Annotated in this window: 19 protein-coding genes and 4 tRNA genes; 15 read left to right on the top strand and 8 right to left on the bottom strand. The window is 60.9% G+C overall.

Annotated features, from left to right (window positions below; translation table 11 throughout):
* Positions 1-194: 194 nt before the first annotated feature.
* The 6 genes from phaeop14_RS04275 (at position 195) to phaeop14_RS04250 (ending at position 4,422) form a co-directional block, all read left to right on the top strand.
* Positions 195-269, top strand: a tRNA-Gly gene (locus phaeop14_RS04275).
* Positions 270-425: 156 nt separating this feature from the next.
* The gene (locus tag phaeop14_RS04270) at positions 426-1,400 is read left to right on the top strand and encodes a DNA cytosine methyltransferase (protein ID WP_096788847.1); all 975 of its coding nucleotides are present in this window, start codon (positions 426-428) and stop codon (positions 1,398-1,400) included.
* A 112-nt stretch (positions 1,401-1,512) separates the two neighbouring features.
* Positions 1,513-2,424, top strand: coding sequence for a NaeI family type II restriction endonuclease (locus phaeop14_RS04265; RefSeq protein ID WP_096788846.1), 912 nt, complete (start codon positions 1,513-1,515; stop codon positions 2,422-2,424).
* Positions 2,425-2,491: 67 nt separating this feature from the next.
* A tRNA-Gly gene (locus phaeop14_RS04260) sits at positions 2,492-2,566 on the top strand.
* 215 nt (positions 2,567-2,781) lie between these two features.
* A tRNA-Gly gene (locus phaeop14_RS04255) sits at positions 2,782-2,856 on the top strand.
* Positions 2,857-3,069: 213 nt separating this feature from the next.
* Complete coding sequence (locus phaeop14_RS04250) at positions 3,070-4,422, top strand: aminotransferase (protein ID WP_040174239.1); 1,353 nt, start codon at positions 3,070-3,072, stop codon at positions 4,420-4,422.
* Between the two features lie 413 nt (positions 4,423-4,835).
* On the opposite strand, the gene phaeop14_RS04245 is transcribed toward phaeop14_RS04250, so the two are convergent.
* A complete protein-coding gene (locus phaeop14_RS04245) occupies positions 4,836-5,075 on the bottom strand; it encodes an Lrp/AsnC family transcriptional regulator (RefSeq protein ID WP_040174309.1) in 240 nt (79 codons plus the stop codon).
* Positions 5,076-5,277: 202 nt separating this feature from the next.
* Between phaeop14_RS04245 and hisB the strand changes: the two genes are divergently transcribed.
* Both hisB and hisH read left to right on the top strand, forming a co-directional pair.
* The gene (gene hisB / locus phaeop14_RS04240; RefSeq protein WP_040182101.1) at positions 5,278-5,865 is read left to right on the top strand and encodes an imidazoleglycerol-phosphate dehydratase HisB; all 588 of its coding nucleotides are present in this window, start codon (positions 5,278-5,280) and stop codon (positions 5,863-5,865) included.
* Position 5,866: 1 nt separating this feature from the next.
* Complete coding sequence (gene hisH / locus phaeop14_RS04235; protein WP_096788845.1) at positions 5,867-6,505, top strand: imidazole glycerol phosphate synthase subunit HisH; 639 nt, start codon at positions 5,867-5,869, stop codon at positions 6,503-6,505.
* A gap of 97 nt (positions 6,506-6,602) precedes the next feature.
* On the opposite strand, the gene phaeop14_RS04230 is transcribed toward hisH, so the two are convergent.
* Positions 6,603-7,334, bottom strand: coding sequence for an AraC family transcriptional regulator (locus phaeop14_RS04230; RefSeq protein WP_096790226.1), 732 nt, complete (start codon positions 7,332-7,334; stop codon positions 6,603-6,605).
* A 102-nt stretch (positions 7,335-7,436) separates the two neighbouring features.
* On the opposite strand from phaeop14_RS04230, the gene phaeop14_RS04225 reads away from it, so the two are divergent.
* On the top strand, positions 7,437-7,973 hold the full coding sequence (locus tag phaeop14_RS04225; RefSeq protein WP_096790225.1) for a peroxiredoxin-like family protein: 537 nt from the start codon (positions 7,437-7,439) through the stop codon (positions 7,971-7,973).
* Between the two features lie 175 nt (positions 7,974-8,148).
* Entirely contained in the window at positions 8,149-8,400 is a 252-nt protein-coding gene (locus phaeop14_RS04220; RefSeq protein WP_014874051.1) for a WGR domain-containing protein, read from the top strand.
* 117 nt (positions 8,401-8,517) lie between these two features.
* Here the strand turns inward: phaeop14_RS04220 and phaeop14_RS04215 are convergent, their stop codons facing one another.
* Positions 8,518-8,904, bottom strand: coding sequence for a DUF2147 domain-containing protein (locus tag phaeop14_RS04215; RefSeq protein WP_014874050.1), 387 nt, complete (start codon positions 8,902-8,904; stop codon positions 8,518-8,520).
* Positions 8,905-9,036: 132 nt separating this feature from the next.
* Here phaeop14_RS04215 and hisA point away from each other — a divergent pair, with 132 nt between their 5' ends.
* Positions 9,037-9,759: a 1-(5-phosphoribosyl)-5-[(5-phosphoribosylamino)methylideneamino]imidazole-4-carboxamide isomerase gene (hisA, locus tag phaeop14_RS04210; protein ID WP_096788844.1), complete on the top strand. Its 723-nt coding sequence runs from the start codon at positions 9,037-9,039 to the stop codon at positions 9,757-9,759.
* Between the two features lie 94 nt (positions 9,760-9,853).
* Here the strand turns inward: hisA and phaeop14_RS04205 are convergent, their stop codons facing one another.
* Positions 9,854-10,300, bottom strand: coding sequence for a DUF302 domain-containing protein (locus phaeop14_RS04205; RefSeq protein ID WP_096788843.1), 447 nt, complete (start codon positions 10,298-10,300; stop codon positions 9,854-9,856).
* A gap of 270 nt (positions 10,301-10,570) precedes the next feature.
* On the opposite strand from phaeop14_RS04205, the gene phaeop14_RS04200 reads away from it, so the two are divergent.
* Genes phaeop14_RS04200 through phaeop14_RS04190 form a run of 3 tightly spaced genes read left to right on the top strand, consistent with a single transcriptional unit; the run spans position 10,571 to position 12,163 of the window.
* Positions 10,571-11,053 carry a DUF2867 domain-containing protein gene (locus phaeop14_RS04200; RefSeq protein WP_096788842.1) on the top strand — a complete coding sequence of 161 codons (483 nt, stop codon included), beginning with the start codon at positions 10,571-10,573 and terminating at the stop codon, positions 11,051-11,053.
* A 34-nt stretch (positions 11,054-11,087) separates the two neighbouring features.
* A complete protein-coding gene (gene hisF / locus phaeop14_RS04195; protein WP_096788841.1) occupies positions 11,088-11,849 on the top strand; it encodes an imidazole glycerol phosphate synthase subunit HisF in 762 nt (253 codons plus the stop codon).
* Positions 11,846-12,163 carry a phosphoribosyl-ATP diphosphatase gene (locus phaeop14_RS04190; protein WP_014874045.1) on the top strand — a complete coding sequence of 106 codons (318 nt, stop codon included), beginning with the start codon at positions 11,846-11,848 and terminating at the stop codon, positions 12,161-12,163. Before hisF ends, phaeop14_RS04190 begins: the two co-directional genes overlap by 4 nt.
* Positions 12,164-12,208: 45 nt before the next feature.
* On the opposite strand, the gene phaeop14_RS04185 is transcribed toward phaeop14_RS04190, so the two are convergent.
* The 3 genes from phaeop14_RS04185 to rlmB form a co-directional block, all read right to left on the bottom strand.
* The gene (locus phaeop14_RS04185; RefSeq protein WP_040181994.1) at positions 12,209-12,679 is read right to left on the bottom strand and encodes a CoA-binding protein; all 471 of its coding nucleotides are present in this window, start codon (positions 12,677-12,679) and stop codon (positions 12,209-12,211) included.
* Between the two features lie 370 nt (positions 12,680-13,049).
* On the bottom strand, positions 13,050-13,613 hold the full coding sequence (locus phaeop14_RS04180) for a YHS domain-containing (seleno)protein (protein ID WP_242407072.1): 564 nt from the start codon (positions 13,611-13,613) through the stop codon (positions 13,050-13,052).
* Positions 13,614-13,809: 196 nt separating this feature from the next.
* Positions 13,810-14,586 (bottom strand): 23S rRNA (guanosine(2251)-2'-O)-methyltransferase RlmB, encoded by a 777-nt coding sequence (rlmB, locus tag phaeop14_RS04175; protein WP_096790223.1) that lies wholly within the window; start codon positions 14,584-14,586, stop codon positions 13,810-13,812.
* Between the two features lie 120 nt (positions 14,587-14,706).
* On the opposite strand from rlmB, the gene phaeop14_RS19665 reads away from it, so the two are divergent.
* Positions 14,707-14,790, top strand: a tRNA-Tyr gene (locus phaeop14_RS19665).
* A 224-nt stretch (positions 14,791-15,014) separates the two neighbouring features.
* On the opposite strand, the gene phaeop14_RS04170 is transcribed toward phaeop14_RS19665, so the two are convergent.
* Positions 15,015-15,542 carry a DUF2478 domain-containing protein gene (locus phaeop14_RS04170; protein WP_040174257.1) on the bottom strand — a complete coding sequence of 176 codons (528 nt, stop codon included), beginning with the start codon at positions 15,540-15,542 and terminating at the stop codon, positions 15,015-15,017.
* Between the last annotated feature and the right edge of the window lie 50 nt (positions 15,543-15,592).

Genomic DNA, 15,592 nt, shown 5'->3' with positions numbered 1-15,592 from the left:
TGGCCCGGCTCATTGGTACGCTGTGCTTGGGGTCGTTTCGGCCGGGCTCATGGTGTCATCATAGAGGTAAAACGCAGCAACCAGCGGGTTCCGTCGCTCAAATCGCCGTGACGGTCATTTTTTGCCGACCACTTTGCGTTTTTCGCTTGCAGCCCTGCCAGCGAATGACTAAATCCCCCTCACCGAATGGCAGCGCGGGCGTAGCTCAGGGGTAGAGCATAACCTTGCCAAGGTTAGGGTCGGGCGTTCGAATCGCCTCGCCCGCTCCATTTGGACAGCAAAAAGGCCACCGCTGCAGACGCAACGGTGGCCTTTTGTGTTTCTGAAATCCGGCGTAGCCTCTGGCTTGCGCGGAATCACTTCAGCGCCTAAGAACAGAGCGGGAACAGCTGCATCCGCAGCACGAGAACAGGTAATACGGCAGCATGCTCACATCGGTAGAACTCTGCGCAGGGGCAGGCGGTCAGGCGCTGGGGCTTGAAAAGGCCGGATTTGACCACACCGCGCTGGTCGAAATCGACAAACACTGCTGCGCCACCCTGCGCCACAATCGCCCCCAGTGGAACGTACTGGAGGAGGACGTGCGCGCCTTCAAGGCGGATGCCGACGCCTATCGCGGTATTGATCTCCTGGCCGGCGGCCTGCCCTGCCCGCCATTCTCCGTTGCGGGCAAACAGCTTGGTGAGAAAGACGAGCGCAATCTCTTTGATGACGCCATCGAGATTGTCGCCGCCACCCGCCCCCGCGCGGTGATGATCGAAAACGTACGTGGCTTCCTCGATGCGGTGTTCCATGATTACCGCGAGAAGCTGAAGAAACAGCTCGCCAAGCTTGGCTATGAGACCGACTGGCGGCTGCTCAATGCCTCTGACTACGGCGTGCCGCAGCTGCGCCCCCGCGTGGCGATTGTTGCCCTGCGCAAGGAATTTTCTGGCCAGTTCAACTGGCCTGACCCCCTGCCGCATAATCCGCGCACCGTGGGTGAGACGCTGCTCGACCTGATGAAGGAACGCGGCTGGCGCGGGGCGGAAGACTGGGCCGCCAAGGCCGATGAAATAGCCCCGACCATTGTTGGCGGCTCCAAGAAACACGGCGGACCGGATCTGGGTCCGACACGGGCGCGGCGTGCCTGGGCGGCCTTGGGCGTTGAGGGGCGCACGATCGCCTATGAGGCACCGGATCCGTTCCACAACGATATGCCGCGCCTCACCGTGCGGATGGTGGCGCGCATCCAGGGTTTCCCCGACAGCTGGCATTTCACCGGTGCCAAGACCAACGCCTATCGCCAGGTCGGCAATGCCTTCCCGCCCCCGGTGGCGGAGGCTGTGGCGCGCCAGATCCGCCTGGCTATTGCACGCCCCAACCTGACGGTTGTCACCGCGCCTGCCGCCGGACGCTGAGGCGCGTTGAGATGCCGGGTCTGATTCCCGCCTGCTCCGATAGGCCACACCCTGCCCTGTCACCTTTCCAAAAATACTCATCCCGCCGCTGCGGATCAGCACAGGGCGTGCGATGAAACAGAAACTGCCGCCCAGCCAGATCAGCCCCGGTCACGCCGATCACGCCCTGCTGTCTGCATTGGCGCAGGACATCACCACCCGCGCGGGCGGGTTGATGGAGCTGACCCGCAGCGTCCCCGCAATGCTGCGCGATTGCATTGACGATGTGATCCTGACCTCCAAAACTGGTCGGCGCGCCTATGAGGATCTGGAGAAGACCGAAAAGACCTATATCGGTACGCGGGTGGAGATTGAGCTGCGCGCGCTGCTGCGGCTGCCGAAGGGGCGGCTGGATACCGAAATCCTCGGCCATGACGTGGATATCAAACACACGATGGGCAGCAACTGGATGATTCCAACCGAGGCGGTGGATCAGCCCTGCATTCTGGTGGCGGCAGATGAGCCACGGGCGCGCTGTTATCTGGGGCTGATCGTGGCACGGCGCGATTACCTGACCGCCGGGCAGAACAAGGACGCCAAACGGTCGATCTCTGCGCAGGGGTTTGAGCATATCCTCTGGCTGCTGTGCGACCAGCCCTACCCGGCCAATTTCTGGCGCCTGCTGCCGGAGGCCGTAGTGGAGGGTATTTTCGCCGGGGACAGCGGCAATGCCCGGATGGCGACGCTGTTCCGGGCGGTACAGCGTCAGCCGATTCCGCGGGATGTGGTGGAGGCCGTGGCAGCGCAGAAGGATTTCATGCGGCGGATCCGTTCGGACGGCGGCCATGGCACCCGCGACCTTCTGGCCCGCGATGGCATCGTGATTCTTGAGGGGCGCAAGGATGCACAGCTGATCCGTGCGCTCGACCTGCCCCATTGCAGCGGATCCGAATTCATCTCCGCGCAGCTGACCACTCTGGCGGAGGCCCGGCTGGCGGCGAGCGCCGGCCACGCGGGCTGCGAAGATTTTTTCGACAAGGCGTAAAAAGCCGCTGTTTTCCTATTGCAGCCCTGCGCGCAATTGCCTATTCACCGGCTCACCGAATGGCAGCGCGGGCGTAGCTCAGGGGTAGAGCATAACCTTGCCAAGGTTAGGGTCGGGCGTTCGAATCGCCTCGCCCGCTCCATTTGGACAGAAAGGCCGCTCAATTGAGCGGCTTTTTCTTTGTCCAATGAAAACAATCCACTAGAGGATTTATGCCGGACCAGCGCGGGCGGTAAAGCGCAGGCCCGCGAGTGTGCAGGGCCAGCGTGGGTTTTGCTATTTTCTGCTATGGCAGGTCATTTTCCCTCTTGCGGGGGCTGCAGCAATTTCCTACATACCGCCTCACCAAATGGCAGCGCGGGCGTAGCTCAGGGGTAGAGCATAACCTTGCCAAGGTTAGGGTCGGGCGTTCGAATCGCCTCGCCCGCTCCATTTGGATTGCAAAGGCCGCTCTTTTGAGCGGCCTTTTGCGTTTCTGCCTTTTGCTGCGCGCCACATGTGGCCTGTGCGGAATTGGCGTGAAGATTTGATCAAATTCCTTTGACCCGACTCTCAAAACCCGCCAATGCTGTGGCCAAAGGGGGCGCAAGCCCCATCGCCGATATGCCGCCACGGCGGCGCGCCAGCTCAGGAGGACAACAGCCCATGGCCCCGGTCATCTATCCCACCACCAATTTCACCGCCACTGAACAGCTTTGCCTTGAGCGGGGCGAAGGCATCTATGTGTTCGACAGCGACGGGCGCAAATATATCGAAGGGCTTGCGGGTCTTTGGTGCACCTCGCTGGGCTACAGCAACACCGAGGTGATGGATGCGATCACCGAACAGCTGCACAAGCTGCCCTTCTCCCACACCTTTGGCGGCAAGACGCATCAGCCGATCCAGGATCTGGCGGATAAACTGGCGGCGATGGTGCCGGTGGAGGATGCCTATATCTTCTTCGGCAACTCCGGCTCGGATGCCAATGACACCCATTACAAGATGCTACGCTATTACTTCAATGCAATCGGCAAGCCGGAAAAACGCAAGATCATCACCCGCGAGCGCGGCTATCACGGGGTCACGGTGGCGGCCGGTTCACTGACGTCCCTGCCCGCGAATCTGGCGCATTTCGACGCGCCGCTGGAGGCGCTGAGCATCCTGCGCGCCGACTCGCCGCATTATTACACCGCCCGGCAGGGCAATGAGACCGAAGCGCAGTTTGTCGAGCGGATCCTGCAAAACCTTGAGGATCAGATCCTTGCTGAAGATCCCGACACCATTGCCGCGATGATCGTGGAGCCGATCACCGGCGCCTCCGGCGTGATCGTGCCGCCGGAGGGGTATTATGAGGGGCTGCAGGCGCTGCTGCGCAAATACGGCATTCTGATCTGGGCGGATGAGGTGATCTGTGGCTTTGGCCGCACCGGTGCGGATTTCGGCTGCACCACCATGGGCATCACGCCGGACCTGATGACCTTCGCCAAGCAGCTGTCGTCTGCCTATTTCCCGATCTCTGCCTCAGTCATTCCGGGCTGGATGTATGAGGCGATGGTGGATCAGACCAATGAGGTGGGCGTGTTTGGTCACGGCTATACCTACTCCGGTCACCCCGCCGCCTGTGCGGCAGCGCTGAAGACGCTGGAGATTTACGAGCGGGATAACCTGTTTGCGCATGCCGCCGAGGTGGGCAGCTATTTGCAGGCGCAGCTGCGGGAGATTTTCACCGACCATCCGCTGGTGGGCGAAGTGCGCGGCAAGGGATTGATTGCGGCGCTGGAGCTGGTGTCGAACAAAACCACCGGCGCGAGTTTTGAAAAAGGGCGTGCCGGTGCAACCGCGCAACGGCTGTGTCAGGATAATGGGCTGATCTTGCGGGCGGTGGCTGGCAATGCGGTGGCGCTATGCCCGCCGCTGATCATCACCCGCGAGGAAGTTGACGAGATGCTGACCCGCCTGAAGACCGCGATTGACGCCAGCTACGCGGAGCTGAAGGCCGGTGGCCACCTGGCCCACTAACGCGAAAAAGCGCGGCAATTAAGACTGCAAAATCCACGGCAGCGGCGTCAGATCATGGCGCCGCTTTTTCTTGGTCAGGTGGCTTATCACGGTGGGGCGCAGCATGGCCTCCCAAATCGACAATGTCACAAACCTGCGATTTTTCCCCGTGAATGGACCGTGAAATGCTGCAAGGATTATCCTATTCCAAAGGTGTTCCAAACCAGCATTTCAGCACCAGTTGATTATGTGATCCCGCATGGCCCTGCGATCAGATGGTTTCGGGGGGAACCAGACGGTCCGGGACTTGCGGGGTACAGAGCGCCAGTGGATCCGGGGACCACTGTATCCGGTAGGTCGGGGAAACCGGGGCAAGGGAGGTGGCGTGGCATGGACCCGCGCCGCTCCCCCGCTGCCCCGAACGCTGCGGCGGATCAGAACACCTTGAAGGTCATTGTGGTGAGCGAGCGTTCGATCCCGTCGATGACCAAGAGCTGGTCATTGATATATTTGCCAACATCCTGATCGCTGGGAATGTATAGCTTCATCAACAGATCATAGTCCCCGCTGGTGGAATAAAGCTCGGAATGGATTTCACGCAGAGCAATCTCCTCGGCGACCTTGTAGGTGGTGCCGGGCTTGCAGCGGATCTGGATAAAGACGCAGGTGGACATGGTGCCCCTCAACTGTTTGGGAATGCGTGGTTTGACCGCCAAGCTGACACGCAGGCGCGGCGGAGGCAATCCCCGGCGCGGCCTCCCGTGGGGGCTGCGCGGTCGAATGGCGCAACAGTTTTGCGCCAATTGCGGCGGCAGGCTTGAGCGCGCCCCCGCCCTGCCCCTATAAGCGGCGCAGGATATCAAGGACATGCCGACCATGCGTAGCGCTCAGATCACCCGCAAGACCGCCGAAACCGAGATCACTGTCGAGATCAACCTCGACGGGACCGGTGCCTATGACAACCAGACCGGCGTCGGCTTTTTCGACCATATGCTGGACCAGCTGTCCCGCCATTCGCTGATCGATATGACCATCCGCGCCAAAGGCGATTATCACATTGATGATCACCACACCGTCGAGGATACCGGCATCGCGCTGGGGCAGGCACTGGTTGCGGCCCTTGGCGACAAGAAGGGCATCAACCGCTATGGCGAATGCCACCTGCCGATGGATGACGCGCAGGTGCGCTGTGCGCTGGATCTGTCGGCGCGCCCCTTCCTGATCTGGAATGTGGACCTCCCGACCCAGAAGATCGGCACTTTCGACACCGAACTGGTGCGCGAGTTCTTTCAGGCGCTGAGCACGCACGGCGGCATCACCCTGCATATTGACCAGTTGCATGGCTTCAACAGTCATCACATCGCCGAAGCGGCATTCAAGGCCGTGGCCCGCGCCCTGCGCACGGCTGTCGAAACCGATCCGCGCAAAGGCGATGCCATCCCGTCGACCAAAGGTGCGCTCTAATATGCTGACCGCGATCATCGACTACGAATCCGGCAATCTGCACTCGGCCGAAAAAGCCTTTCAACGCATGGCGCGGGAGGTGGATGGCGGCGAGGTTGTGGTGACCTCGGACGCCGATGTTGTGGCGCGGGCCGACCGGCTGGTGCTGCCCGGCGATGGCGCCTTCCCGGCCTGCGCGGAGGAGCTGCGCGGCCACCGCGGCATCTATGAGGCCATGGTGGAGGCCGTCGAACAGAACGGTCGCCCCTTTCTGGGAATTTGTGTCGGTATGCAGCTGATGGCCACCACCGGCCACGAATACCGCGACACTCCAGGCCTTGGCTGGGTCGCAGGAGATGTGGTCAAGATCACGCCCAGCGACAGCACCCTGAAGGTGCCGCATATGGGCTGGAACAATCTGGTGATCGACCATGACCACGCGATGTTTGATGGCATCACGTCCGGCGATCACTGCTATTTTGTGCACTCCTACCATTTCCGAGTGAGTGACCCATCCGAACGGTTGGCACATGTGGATTACGGCGGCGATGTCACCGCGGTTATTGGTCGTGACACCATGGTGGGGATGCAGTTCCACCCGGAGAAAAGCCAGGACATTGGCCTGCGGATGATCGGGAATTTCCTGACCTGGGCGCCGTAACCCAAGGGTTGTTATATCATGACATCCGAAAGCCACCTGCTGCGCAGGTGGCTTTTGTATTTGAGTATTTATGGAAAGATGACAGGCGCGGCGGCGATCAGGCAGCCGCCATGCGCAGGGACAGCGGCGCCACGTCATAGGCCTTGCGAAAGGCACGGCTGAAACCTTCGGGGCTGCTATACGCGTAGCGCCGGGCCACGGCATCGACCCGGTCCCCGCGCGACAGATCCTGATGTGCAAGGATCAACCGCCAGCGGCGCAGGTATCCGATCGGGGTTTCTCCCACCTCTGCGGCGAAAACTTCGGCAAAACGCGATAGCGACAATCCTGCGATCTCGGCAAGGTCGGCATTGCTCCAGAGGCGGCCCGGATGATCATGCATGGCGACAATCGCCCGACTCAGCCGCGGGTCCGCCAGCCCGGCCAGCAGCCCCGGCTCGGTCGCACCATTCTGAAGCTGGTTGCGCAGAAGATGCACCATCAGCACCTCGCCCAAGCGGTTGATCACCGATTGCGCCCCACATCGACCGGCCTCAGCCTCCCCCCGCATTGCACGCACGAGAGCCTGCACCTCCGAGGCATCGGAGATGTCATATTCAACCTGCGCCGGAAGAGCCGCGAGAAACGGGTTGCGGCGTCCAGACCATTCCACCCGCGCCGCCCACATCACCGCAGCAGAGGTGGGCATCTGTGACCGCTCATTCGTACGATAGCAGATACACACCGGCTCACCTTTGGGATCCGCAAGGGCGATAAGGTTCGCCTCCCCCGGCCCTGCGGCGCATACGCTGAGCTGGAAGCGATCCATCAATGTGGTCAGACGGTCCATGGAAATCGGATTATCCATCATATTTTTCGGATTTATGTGACCATAATCTGCGCAAAGATGAAAAACAAGCCACCAAAACTGCGATCTGACAAGGACCACCCCATGCTGATGCCACGCCAAAAAACACCCGATCTCACCCTGCCGACACTGGACCACGGGACATTTGATCTGTCGTCAGAAGATGCGACACGGGGCACAGTGATCTGTTTTTACCGCGGATTGCACTGCCCGATCTGCGCCAACTATCTGACTGAGCTGGAAAAGCGGGTTGCTGATTTCGCCAGCCGCGGCGTGGCCTGTATCGCCGTCAGCAGTGATGGCGAGGAACGGACCCGCGCCATGGCCGACAAGATCGGCGCTAAGGCGCTGCGCTTTGGTTATGACCTGTCGCTGAATGTCGCCCGCCAGTGGGGGCTGTATCTGTCCACCTCGCGCGGGAAGACCTCCATCGGGATCGAAGAACCGGCACTGTTTTCCGAACCCGGCCTGTTCATGGTGACGCCTGAGCAGACGCTTTATTACGGATCGGTGCAGACCATGCCCTTCGTGCGCCCGCATTTCTCGGAGCTGGTCTCGGCGCTGGATTTTGCCATCGCCAATGACTACCCCGCGCGCGGCGAATACGACGGCGACGTCTGATCACAAGCCGCAGACCGATAAAGGGGGGTATCTGGCCGCAGGGTGCTGTGGCCAGATGGCAACCGGACGCAGCATGGGAATGCGAAATCCGGGCGAGAATGGATGGACAGTGGGGGCGCACACGGGCATACACCGCAAACCCAGATATCCCCAGTCTTTTGCAGGTCGCCGCCCGGTGCAGATCCGTCTCGAAAAATTCGACTATATTGAAGGTCAGCACCGCTATTGCGTGTTGAACCTGAGCCAGACCCTGTTCGGGGAGTGGTGTGTCGAACAGACCAACGGCCCGCTGGGAGAGGCCGGCGGTCAACAGCGGCGCAGCTATTATACATCCCAGGAAACCGCCCTGGCCGCTGCCGAGAAACATCGCGACCGCCAGATCAAACGTGGCTTTGTGCCGATCCCGGTGCAGCTGGGACTGTTCTAAGGCCCAGCCCCAGTCTCTGCACACCCATCATCCGCACGCGCATAAAAAAAGGGCGCCGATCTGATGCCGCCGCCCCCTTGAGGTACTGATCCACTCACGTGACCTTGAAGGGCGCGCTTACTTCACCCGGCTCCAGGTCTGTTTAGAGCAGATCAACCCACCCGCCACGCAGCCGCGCAGGGCCAGCGATTTGCCGGACAGGTTCATCTTGCCGGTATAGATCTTGTTGTTCGAGGGGCGCCAGACCTTGCCCGCATAAGAGCCATCGCCATTCGCCACCATGTCGATCACCAGCGTTTTGCCGATGTTGGGCGATTTATACTCTCCCTCGGCATTGAAGGTCCGGCTGATCTTGCCACAGACTGCAGCCCCGCAGGGCGCCATGGTGACATGCGCATATGAGCCGTCATCAGGCTGGGTTTTCCAGGTGCCCAGCACCGGATCAGCTGAGGCCATGCCCGCCAGTCCCAATGCACAGGCAATACCAAGTGCCAGTTTTTTCATGTGTCATCCTCCCTTTTGCAGCCAGTCTGGCCGCCAAGGGGCAATTCAGGCAAGCTTGACCTCGGGTCGCGTTGCAATCCGGCGCGGCCTTGTGCAAAAGAGGCCAGCTTAGTTTGATGAAGGACCGGCCGGATGATCCTCTACCCCGCAATCGACCTCAAGGATGGCCAGGCCGTTCGCCTGTTGCACGGCGATATGGAGAAGACCACCGTCTTCAATGACGACCCGGCAGCGCAGGCGCTGGAGTTTGTCGAGGCAGGCTGTGATTGGCTGCATCTGGTGGATCTGAACGGGGCCTTTGCGGGTGAGCCGGTCAACGCGGCCCCGGTCGAAGAGATCCTGAAGCGCTGCAAGGTCCCGGCCCAGCTGGGCGGCGGCATTCGCGACATGGCCACCATCGAGCGTTGGATTGACAAAGGTCTGGCGCGGGTGATCCTCGGCACCGTCGCGGTAGAGAACCCCGATCTGGTCCGCGAAGCGGCGCGCGCCTTCCCCGGCAAGGTCGCCGTCGGGATTGATGCCCGCAATGGCCGCGTCGCCACCAAGGGTTGGGCCGAAGAGACCGATGTCATGGTGACCGATCTGGCAAAATCCTTTGAGGATGCCGGTGTGGCCGCGATTATCTACACCGATATTCTGCGTGATGGCGCCATGAAAGGTCCGAACGTTGAGGCCACAGCCGCGCTGGCAAATGCCGTGAGTATTCCGGTGATTGCCTCGGGCGGCGTTTCTTCGTTGGACGATCTGCAGGCGCTCAAATCCTGCGGCGCGCCTTTGAACGGCGCCATCTCCGGTCGCGCGCTTTATGATGGCGCGATTGACCTTGGCGAGGCGCTGAAGATCCTGAAAAGCTGATCGCCCCTCTTCTGGCTGGAAATATCCCCGCGGTGAATGGGCCAGAGGCCCAGAGAGGGCAGCGCCCCCTCCGCCTGTGCTGAAACCGCCCGCGTTATTTGACCGCGGCACCCGTCAGCTTGCCAAGCGCGCCCTGCATCTTGGCCACGGCCTCCGCATCGGCCGGAACATCCAGCGCTGAGAGCATCTCGGCCGGATCTTCATAGGTCAGCCAGACCTGCCCCTCCGCGTCCTGATACGCGAGGATTTTCAGGGGCAGGAACAACCCCGCGCGCGGATCCGCCTGCATCACCGGGGTGCCCAGTTTGGGATTGCCAAAAATCAGCAGCTGCGCGTCACCAAGCGACAGATCCACTTTCTGCGCCCCTGCGGCGTGATCCACACGGGCAAACACCGTGGCGCCCGCGCCCTCAACGGCGGCCTGCAGCGCATCCATGGTGTCGGCCACGGGTTTCTGGCTTGGTATTTTGATCAGGTCAGCAGCGGCAGGAAGGGCAGACATAACAGCAATGACTCCGGCGAGGGCAAGGGATTTGATCATAACGGCAGCTCCGAATTTGGGAATGGCTACGCTAAGAACAAGCCAGCAAAGCCCTGTGTACAATTCACATCTTTGGCATCGGCACACCCGTGCCACAGAGCCGGGTCCGATCATTTGACCACAGCAAGCGAAGTCATAAATGGCGCCGAGGCAGACGCCGCGCCCCCTGCGGCACCGCGCCCGCTTCCCATCTGTCGCAAATTGACGTTTATTGCGCCGCAATAGTGCCGTTGATCTATTCGGTGCGAAAATAGAAACGGAACTCAGCCCATGCCCCGCGTCCGCAAGACCCGCCTCCCCGACAGTGCCCGTTTGTGGCAGATGGTCTCGCCCGGCGATTTCATCGACGGCTATGTGGTTGAAAGCCCATTGTCCCCGCGCGAGGCCGCCGATATTGGCCTGTCGATGCCGGGATGGGCCTCAGCGCTTTTGCGCCTGCGCAACGCGATTGTGCGGCCTCTGGGACTGAAAACCGAGGTGAGTGACATCGGCGAAGGCGCGATCTTTCCCGTCACCTTTGAGGACAGCCGCGAATTGATCCTGGGCGCAGATGACAGTCATCTGGATTTCCGCATCACCGTTTTACGCCACGATGGGCAGATTTACATGGCCACCTGGGTACACCGGCATAACCTTCTGGGGCGGATCTATCTGGCGCTGGTGATGCCGTTTCATATCCTGATTGTCCGGGACAGTATGCGCCGCATCGCGCGGCACAGCCCCGCGATTGCATCCCAACCACCCGCGCAGTAAGACAAGGCCAACCGCAGCGGCAAAGGGATCCTCCATGCTGAAAACCCGCATTATCCCCTGTCTCGACGTGGCTGATGGCCGCGTGGTCAAAGGTGTGAATTTCGTTGGCCTGCGCGACGCCGGCGATCCCGTTGAGGCCGCCAAGGCCTATGATGCGGCCGGCGCGGATGAGATCTGCTTTCTTGACATCCACGCGACCCATGAAAACCGTGGCACCATGTTCGATATGGTTCGGCGCACAGCGGAGCAATGTTTCGTACCGCTCACCGTTGGCGGTGGGGTCCGTACCAAAGAAGACGTGCGTGCCTTGCTCCTGGCTGGGGCCGATAAGGTCTCGTTCAATTCCGCAGCAGTGGCCAACCCGGATGTCATTCGCGAGGCTGCGGATCAGTTCGGCAGCCAGTGTATCGTCTGCGCCATTGACGCAAAAACGGTGGCACCTGGAAAATGGGAGATCTTCACCCATGGCGGTCGCCGCGAAACCGGAATTGATGCGGTTGAATTCGCCCGGCTGGTGGTGGCCAAAGGTGCGGGAGAAATCCTGCTGACCTCAATGGACCGCGACGGCACCAAATCAGGTTTCAACCTGCCGCTGACCCGCGCGATATCCGATGCCGTCGATGTGCCCGTGATTGCCTCTGGTGGTGTCGGCACGCTGGACCATCTGGTAGAGGGCGTCACCAAGGGCGGTGCCAGCGCGGTACTGGCGGCCTCCATCTTTCACTTTGGTGAATTCACTGTGCAGGAAGCCAAAAAACATATGGCCGCTGCCGGTATCCCGATGAGGCTGACATGACCCTGTTGCACGATCTTGAGACCACCATTCTGTCCCGCAAGGGGGCTGATCCGGACAGCAGCTGGACCGCCAAACTGCTCGCCAAGGGGCCGGAAAAATGTGCCGAGAAATTCGGCGAGGAAGCCATTGAGGCCATCATTGAGGCGGTGAAGGACAACAAGACCGGCCTCGCCTCTGAGGGGGCGGATGTACTTTATCATTTTCTGGTGATGCTGGCGGCGCGTGATGTGGCGCTGGATGATGTGCTTCAGGTGCTGGCAGATCGTCAGGGGCTGAGTGGCATTGCTGAGAAGGCCGCGCGACCCAAGGGCTGACATAGGGATCTGGCGCTGGCGGGAGCACTGATTTGGCCAGCCGCCTCAGAGCTTCGAGGAAATGATCCCGGTGGCAAATCCACCCATGCGCAGCTCTCCGAACAGGCGCTGATATTCGATCTTCGGACAGCGGTTCTGGATCACTGTGACACCGCGCGCCTCCGCCTTTGCGGCGGCCCCAGCATGCTCTACGCCGATCTGCATCCAGATCGTCTGCACCCCTTCGCAGACCTCCAGCGCCTCCTCCACGATGGCGGGCACCGCCTCGGAGCGGCGAAAGATGTCGACCATATCGATCGGCTCCTGAATATCGCTTAGGCTGGCGTGAATGGTCTGACCAAACAGGGACTTCCCGGCATGACCCGGGTTCACCGGCAGCACGCGATAGCCCTTGAGGCCGAGATACCGCGCCACATAGTAGCTGGGACGGACCGAATTGGTGGAAACGCCAACCACCGCGATGGTCTTGGTGCGTGTCAGCACATCTTTCAGATGCTGGTCAGTATAGTCTGGCATCGCTCCCCCGTCTGCGCTGGTCTCACATCGCCCTGCCAAAGTCGTCTGATGAGCGTTGCGTCAATCCTGACCGTATCGCCTGATGCATTGGGTGCAAGGTCAATTGCGTGCTGCGGCCCTATCAGAAATCGCACGCTCCCTACAGAGCAAGAAAAATGCGCCCAGGATCAGGCCCGGGCGCAAGGTATGGAACGAGGGACAGTGAAAAAGATCTGCGAAGGTTCCAGTTCGCAGTCTGTTAATAATATGGGGTGGGTTGTCGAATTTGAAAGGGAACCTCTCAAATTCGTGACATTTCTCTCGCGCGGCCAGTCACATAGGGGGCTGTCACGGGACTTCCGCAACTCAGGCAAGAGGCGGTGCCTGCCGGTCACTTCCGCAGGATTTTGGGCCACCGCCCCTCTGCGGCGGCGATCAGCGCTTGCCGCTCGGCCTGCCAGGCGGCCAGCGCGCTTGGATTGTTCAGCAGATAAAGCCGACCATCCGCAATCACCCAAAGCGTCGGATTGCCGGGCGCCAGATACCCTTTGGAGAGCGCATAGGCGCAATAGCCCCCAAACCGGGGCGCATAGGCACGGGGGTTCAGCTCAAACCGCTCCTGATTCTGCGAGGAGGCAAAACGCCAGACGGCCCCATGCCACAGGATCGCATGGGTCTGCTGGCCCAGCACGGCCGTCCCATCCTGAAAAAATGCCACCACATCATGGCCACCTGCCGCCACGCCCTTTGGCGCGGAGACCAGCGCCGGATCAGCGCGGGCGGTCTCAGGTCTCAGCGTTGCCGTCAATGCAACCACACTGCCGATCGCCAGCACGGCCATCATCGACCTGACAACAGCACCCAGATGCCGGACTTTCCCTTCCCGCAGGCGCGAAATACGCGGCGACGGAATCGGGTGGGATCGCGGACTGGGCATGGCAGGGCGGCGGGTCACGGGCAGGCGGGGTCCTTCATCGAGTTGTTCAGTCTTGGCGCGCAGACGGGTACATGCCCGCGACTGTGTCACGACAAGTCTGCCCGGCAGACCGGCGTCTGCAAAGAGAGGATACGCATTTGTGATAGGCCTGTGAGGGCGCGCTGACATTGTCAGTACGGCGCCTCACAGGCCTGATCGGGGTCGCTGGCACCAATTAGCGAGGCAGCGATGCGTAGAGCGCAATCGCCGCCGCATTGGAGACATTCAGCGACCCGAAGCCACCAGCAGCATCAATCTTGACCAGATGATCCACGGTTTCCTTCGTCTTTTGACGCAGGCCCGGCCCCTCTGCCCCGAGGACCAATGCCACAGGATCGCCCTTGCGCCCGTCCAGAACCGTTTCGATGGTTTGCTCCGCCTCGCCATCAAGGCCCAGCACTAGAAAGCCCATCTGTTGCAGTTCGACAATCGTGTCCGCAAGGTTGCGCATCCGCAGATAGGGTTGACGCTCCAGCGCACCGCTGGCGGTTTTGGCAAGCGCGCCGGTCTCTGGCGCGGAGTTGTGTCGTGTGCCGATGACCGCGCTGGCGCCCAACACCTCTGCCGAGCGCAGGATTGCACCAACGTTGTGGGGATCTGTCACCCGGTCCAGCAGCAACACGCGCGGAACCTCCGCGCCGATGCAGTTCTCGTCCAGCCCGCCCCAGTTCAGCGGCTTCACTTCGAGAACGGCGCCCTGATGGACCGACTGCTTGTCAATCGGCGGGTTGAATTTGCGCGGGTCAATCACCTCCGCCTCAACCCCCGACTGGGCAATGGCGTCGGCCAGTTTTGCCTCCGCGTTCTGGGTTACCATCAGGCGCAGTTTTTCACGCTCAGGATTGAGCAGCGCATCGCGCACCGCATGCAGGCCAAACAGCCATACGGTTTCCGCGGAAGCCGCCTTCTTGGCCTGCTCTTTTTCGACGACCCACTTGGGTTTTTTGGACATATTGCTCTCCAGCAGAAAGAAATCAGGACCCGCGTGAAAAACTTGCGTTTTTCCGGTTGACGCCCCTTTGGCCTGCTTGTAATCACGCCTCCACATCAGGTGCAACACGCAACTGATTGTGGGCGACAGGCCGCAAGGTGTGGCAGGGGACTGTAACTCCCTCGCGGAGACGCACGCCTGGTTCGATTCCAGGGTCGCCCACCATCTTCTCTCTTTCAGCAGCATGAAGCAAGAAGATGGTGGCACTTGCCGCCGGGCGAATATCTTAATCCAACCAGCTGATTTATATCATTATTCCCGACTTCACGCACCGACCACCTGCGCCTATACACTCCGCTCTCTGATATCATCGGCGGCAGGTACGCCAAACAAACCGGCGTGATATCCCCCACCGGTTTGTTGGATCAGTTGTGCGACGACAGGAATTATCAGCGCTCTTTCGCGGCCTCTGCAACGGCGGAATGAACCCAGTTTACGAGCGCATCAAGATCCGGTTCAGCCTCCTGCGCTAGCCCGTCAGAGAAGTTCTGAAACGCCTCAACATTCATCCGGTTGACGCCAGAAACCACCACCGCTCCGCGCGCCAGCGCCTCGCCGATGACGGGGCGCATTCCGCGCCCATCCGCCTCGTGTTTGCCGAATTTATTCACCAGCAAAACCTGCGGTGCCGGGTCCTGCCCCAGCGCTGCCGTGACCTGTCCCACCGCGCGCTCCAGCGCCTCCGGGTTGAGACGACATCCCCGCGCCTCTGGGCCGAGGGATTGCGAAATACGGATGGTCTCGCCCGCCGGCAGGACGCGCACATCCATGTCACACAGCGCGTTATCATAGCATTCGGTATTGGTCTGGACGATCCCGGCCAGTCGCAGCCCATCGGCCTGCAGCCGCTCTGCCAATGCGCTGAGCAGCTTGTCGGTGGCACCGCGCTCCTGGGTCATGACGTAGGACAGATGCATTGTGGCCTCTTATTTGGTGATTTCCGGCCACAGGCTAGCGCCAAAGCCGC

Origin of the sequence: Phaeobacter piscinae (assembly GCF_002407245.1) — a bacterium.
Taxonomy (GTDB): domain Bacteria; phylum Pseudomonadota; class Alphaproteobacteria; order Rhodobacterales; family Rhodobacteraceae; genus Phaeobacter; species Phaeobacter piscinae.
The sequence above is the reverse complement of the archived record's forward strand: the minus strand, read 5'-3'. Positions and strand labels throughout refer to the sequence as shown.

Coding starts and splice junctions, on each gene's coding strand:
- phaeop14_RS04225 (WP_096790225.1), top strand. CDS start 7,437: ATGCTGATGCCACGCCAAAAAACACCCGATCTCACCCTGCCGACACTG.
- phaeop14_RS04190 (WP_014874045.1), top strand. CDS start 11,846: ATGACCCTGTTGCACGATCTTGAGACCACCATTCTGTCCCGCAAGGGG.
- hisH (WP_096788845.1), top strand. CDS start 5,867: ATGCTGACCGCGATCATCGACTACGAATCCGGCAATCTGCACTCGGCC.
- hisB (WP_040182101.1), top strand. CDS start 5,278: ATGCGTAGCGCTCAGATCACCCGCAAGACCGCCGAAACCGAGATCACT.
- phaeop14_RS04170 (WP_040174257.1), bottom strand. CDS start 15,542: ATGCATCTGTCCTACGTCATGACCCAGGAGCGCGGTGCCACCGACAAG.
- rlmB (WP_096790223.1), bottom strand. CDS start 14,586: ATGTCCAAAAAACCCAAGTGGGTCGTCGAAAAAGAGCAGGCCAAGAAG.
- phaeop14_RS04250 (WP_040174239.1), top strand. CDS start 3,070: ATGGCCCCGGTCATCTATCCCACCACCAATTTCACCGCCACTGAACAG.
- phaeop14_RS04205 (WP_096788843.1), bottom strand. CDS start 10,300: ATGATCAAATCCCTTGCCCTCGCCGGAGTCATTGCTGTTATGTCTGCC.
- phaeop14_RS04270 (WP_096788847.1), top strand. CDS start 426: ATGCTCACATCGGTAGAACTCTGCGCAGGGGCAGGCGGTCAGGCGCTG.
- hisF (WP_096788841.1), top strand. CDS start 11,088: ATGCTGAAAACCCGCATTATCCCCTGTCTCGACGTGGCTGATGGCCGC.
- phaeop14_RS04230 (WP_096790226.1), bottom strand. CDS start 7,334: ATGGACCGTCTGACCACATTGATGGATCGCTTCCAGCTCAGCGTATGC.
- phaeop14_RS04245 (WP_040174309.1), bottom strand. CDS start 5,075: ATGTCCACCTGCGTCTTTATCCAGATCCGCTGCAAGCCCGGCACCACC.
- phaeop14_RS04185 (WP_040181994.1), bottom strand. CDS start 12,679: ATGCCAGACTATACTGACCAGCATCTGAAAGATGTGCTGACACGCACC.
- hisA (WP_096788844.1), top strand. CDS start 9,037: ATGATCCTCTACCCCGCAATCGACCTCAAGGATGGCCAGGCCGTTCGC.
- phaeop14_RS04215 (WP_014874050.1), bottom strand. CDS start 8,904: ATGAAAAAACTGGCACTTGGTATTGCCTGTGCATTGGGACTGGCGGGC.
- phaeop14_RS04265 (WP_096788846.1), top strand. CDS start 1,513: ATGAAACAGAAACTGCCGCCCAGCCAGATCAGCCCCGGTCACGCCGAT.
- phaeop14_RS04200 (WP_096788842.1), top strand. CDS start 10,571: ATGCCCCGCGTCCGCAAGACCCGCCTCCCCGACAGTGCCCGTTTGTGG.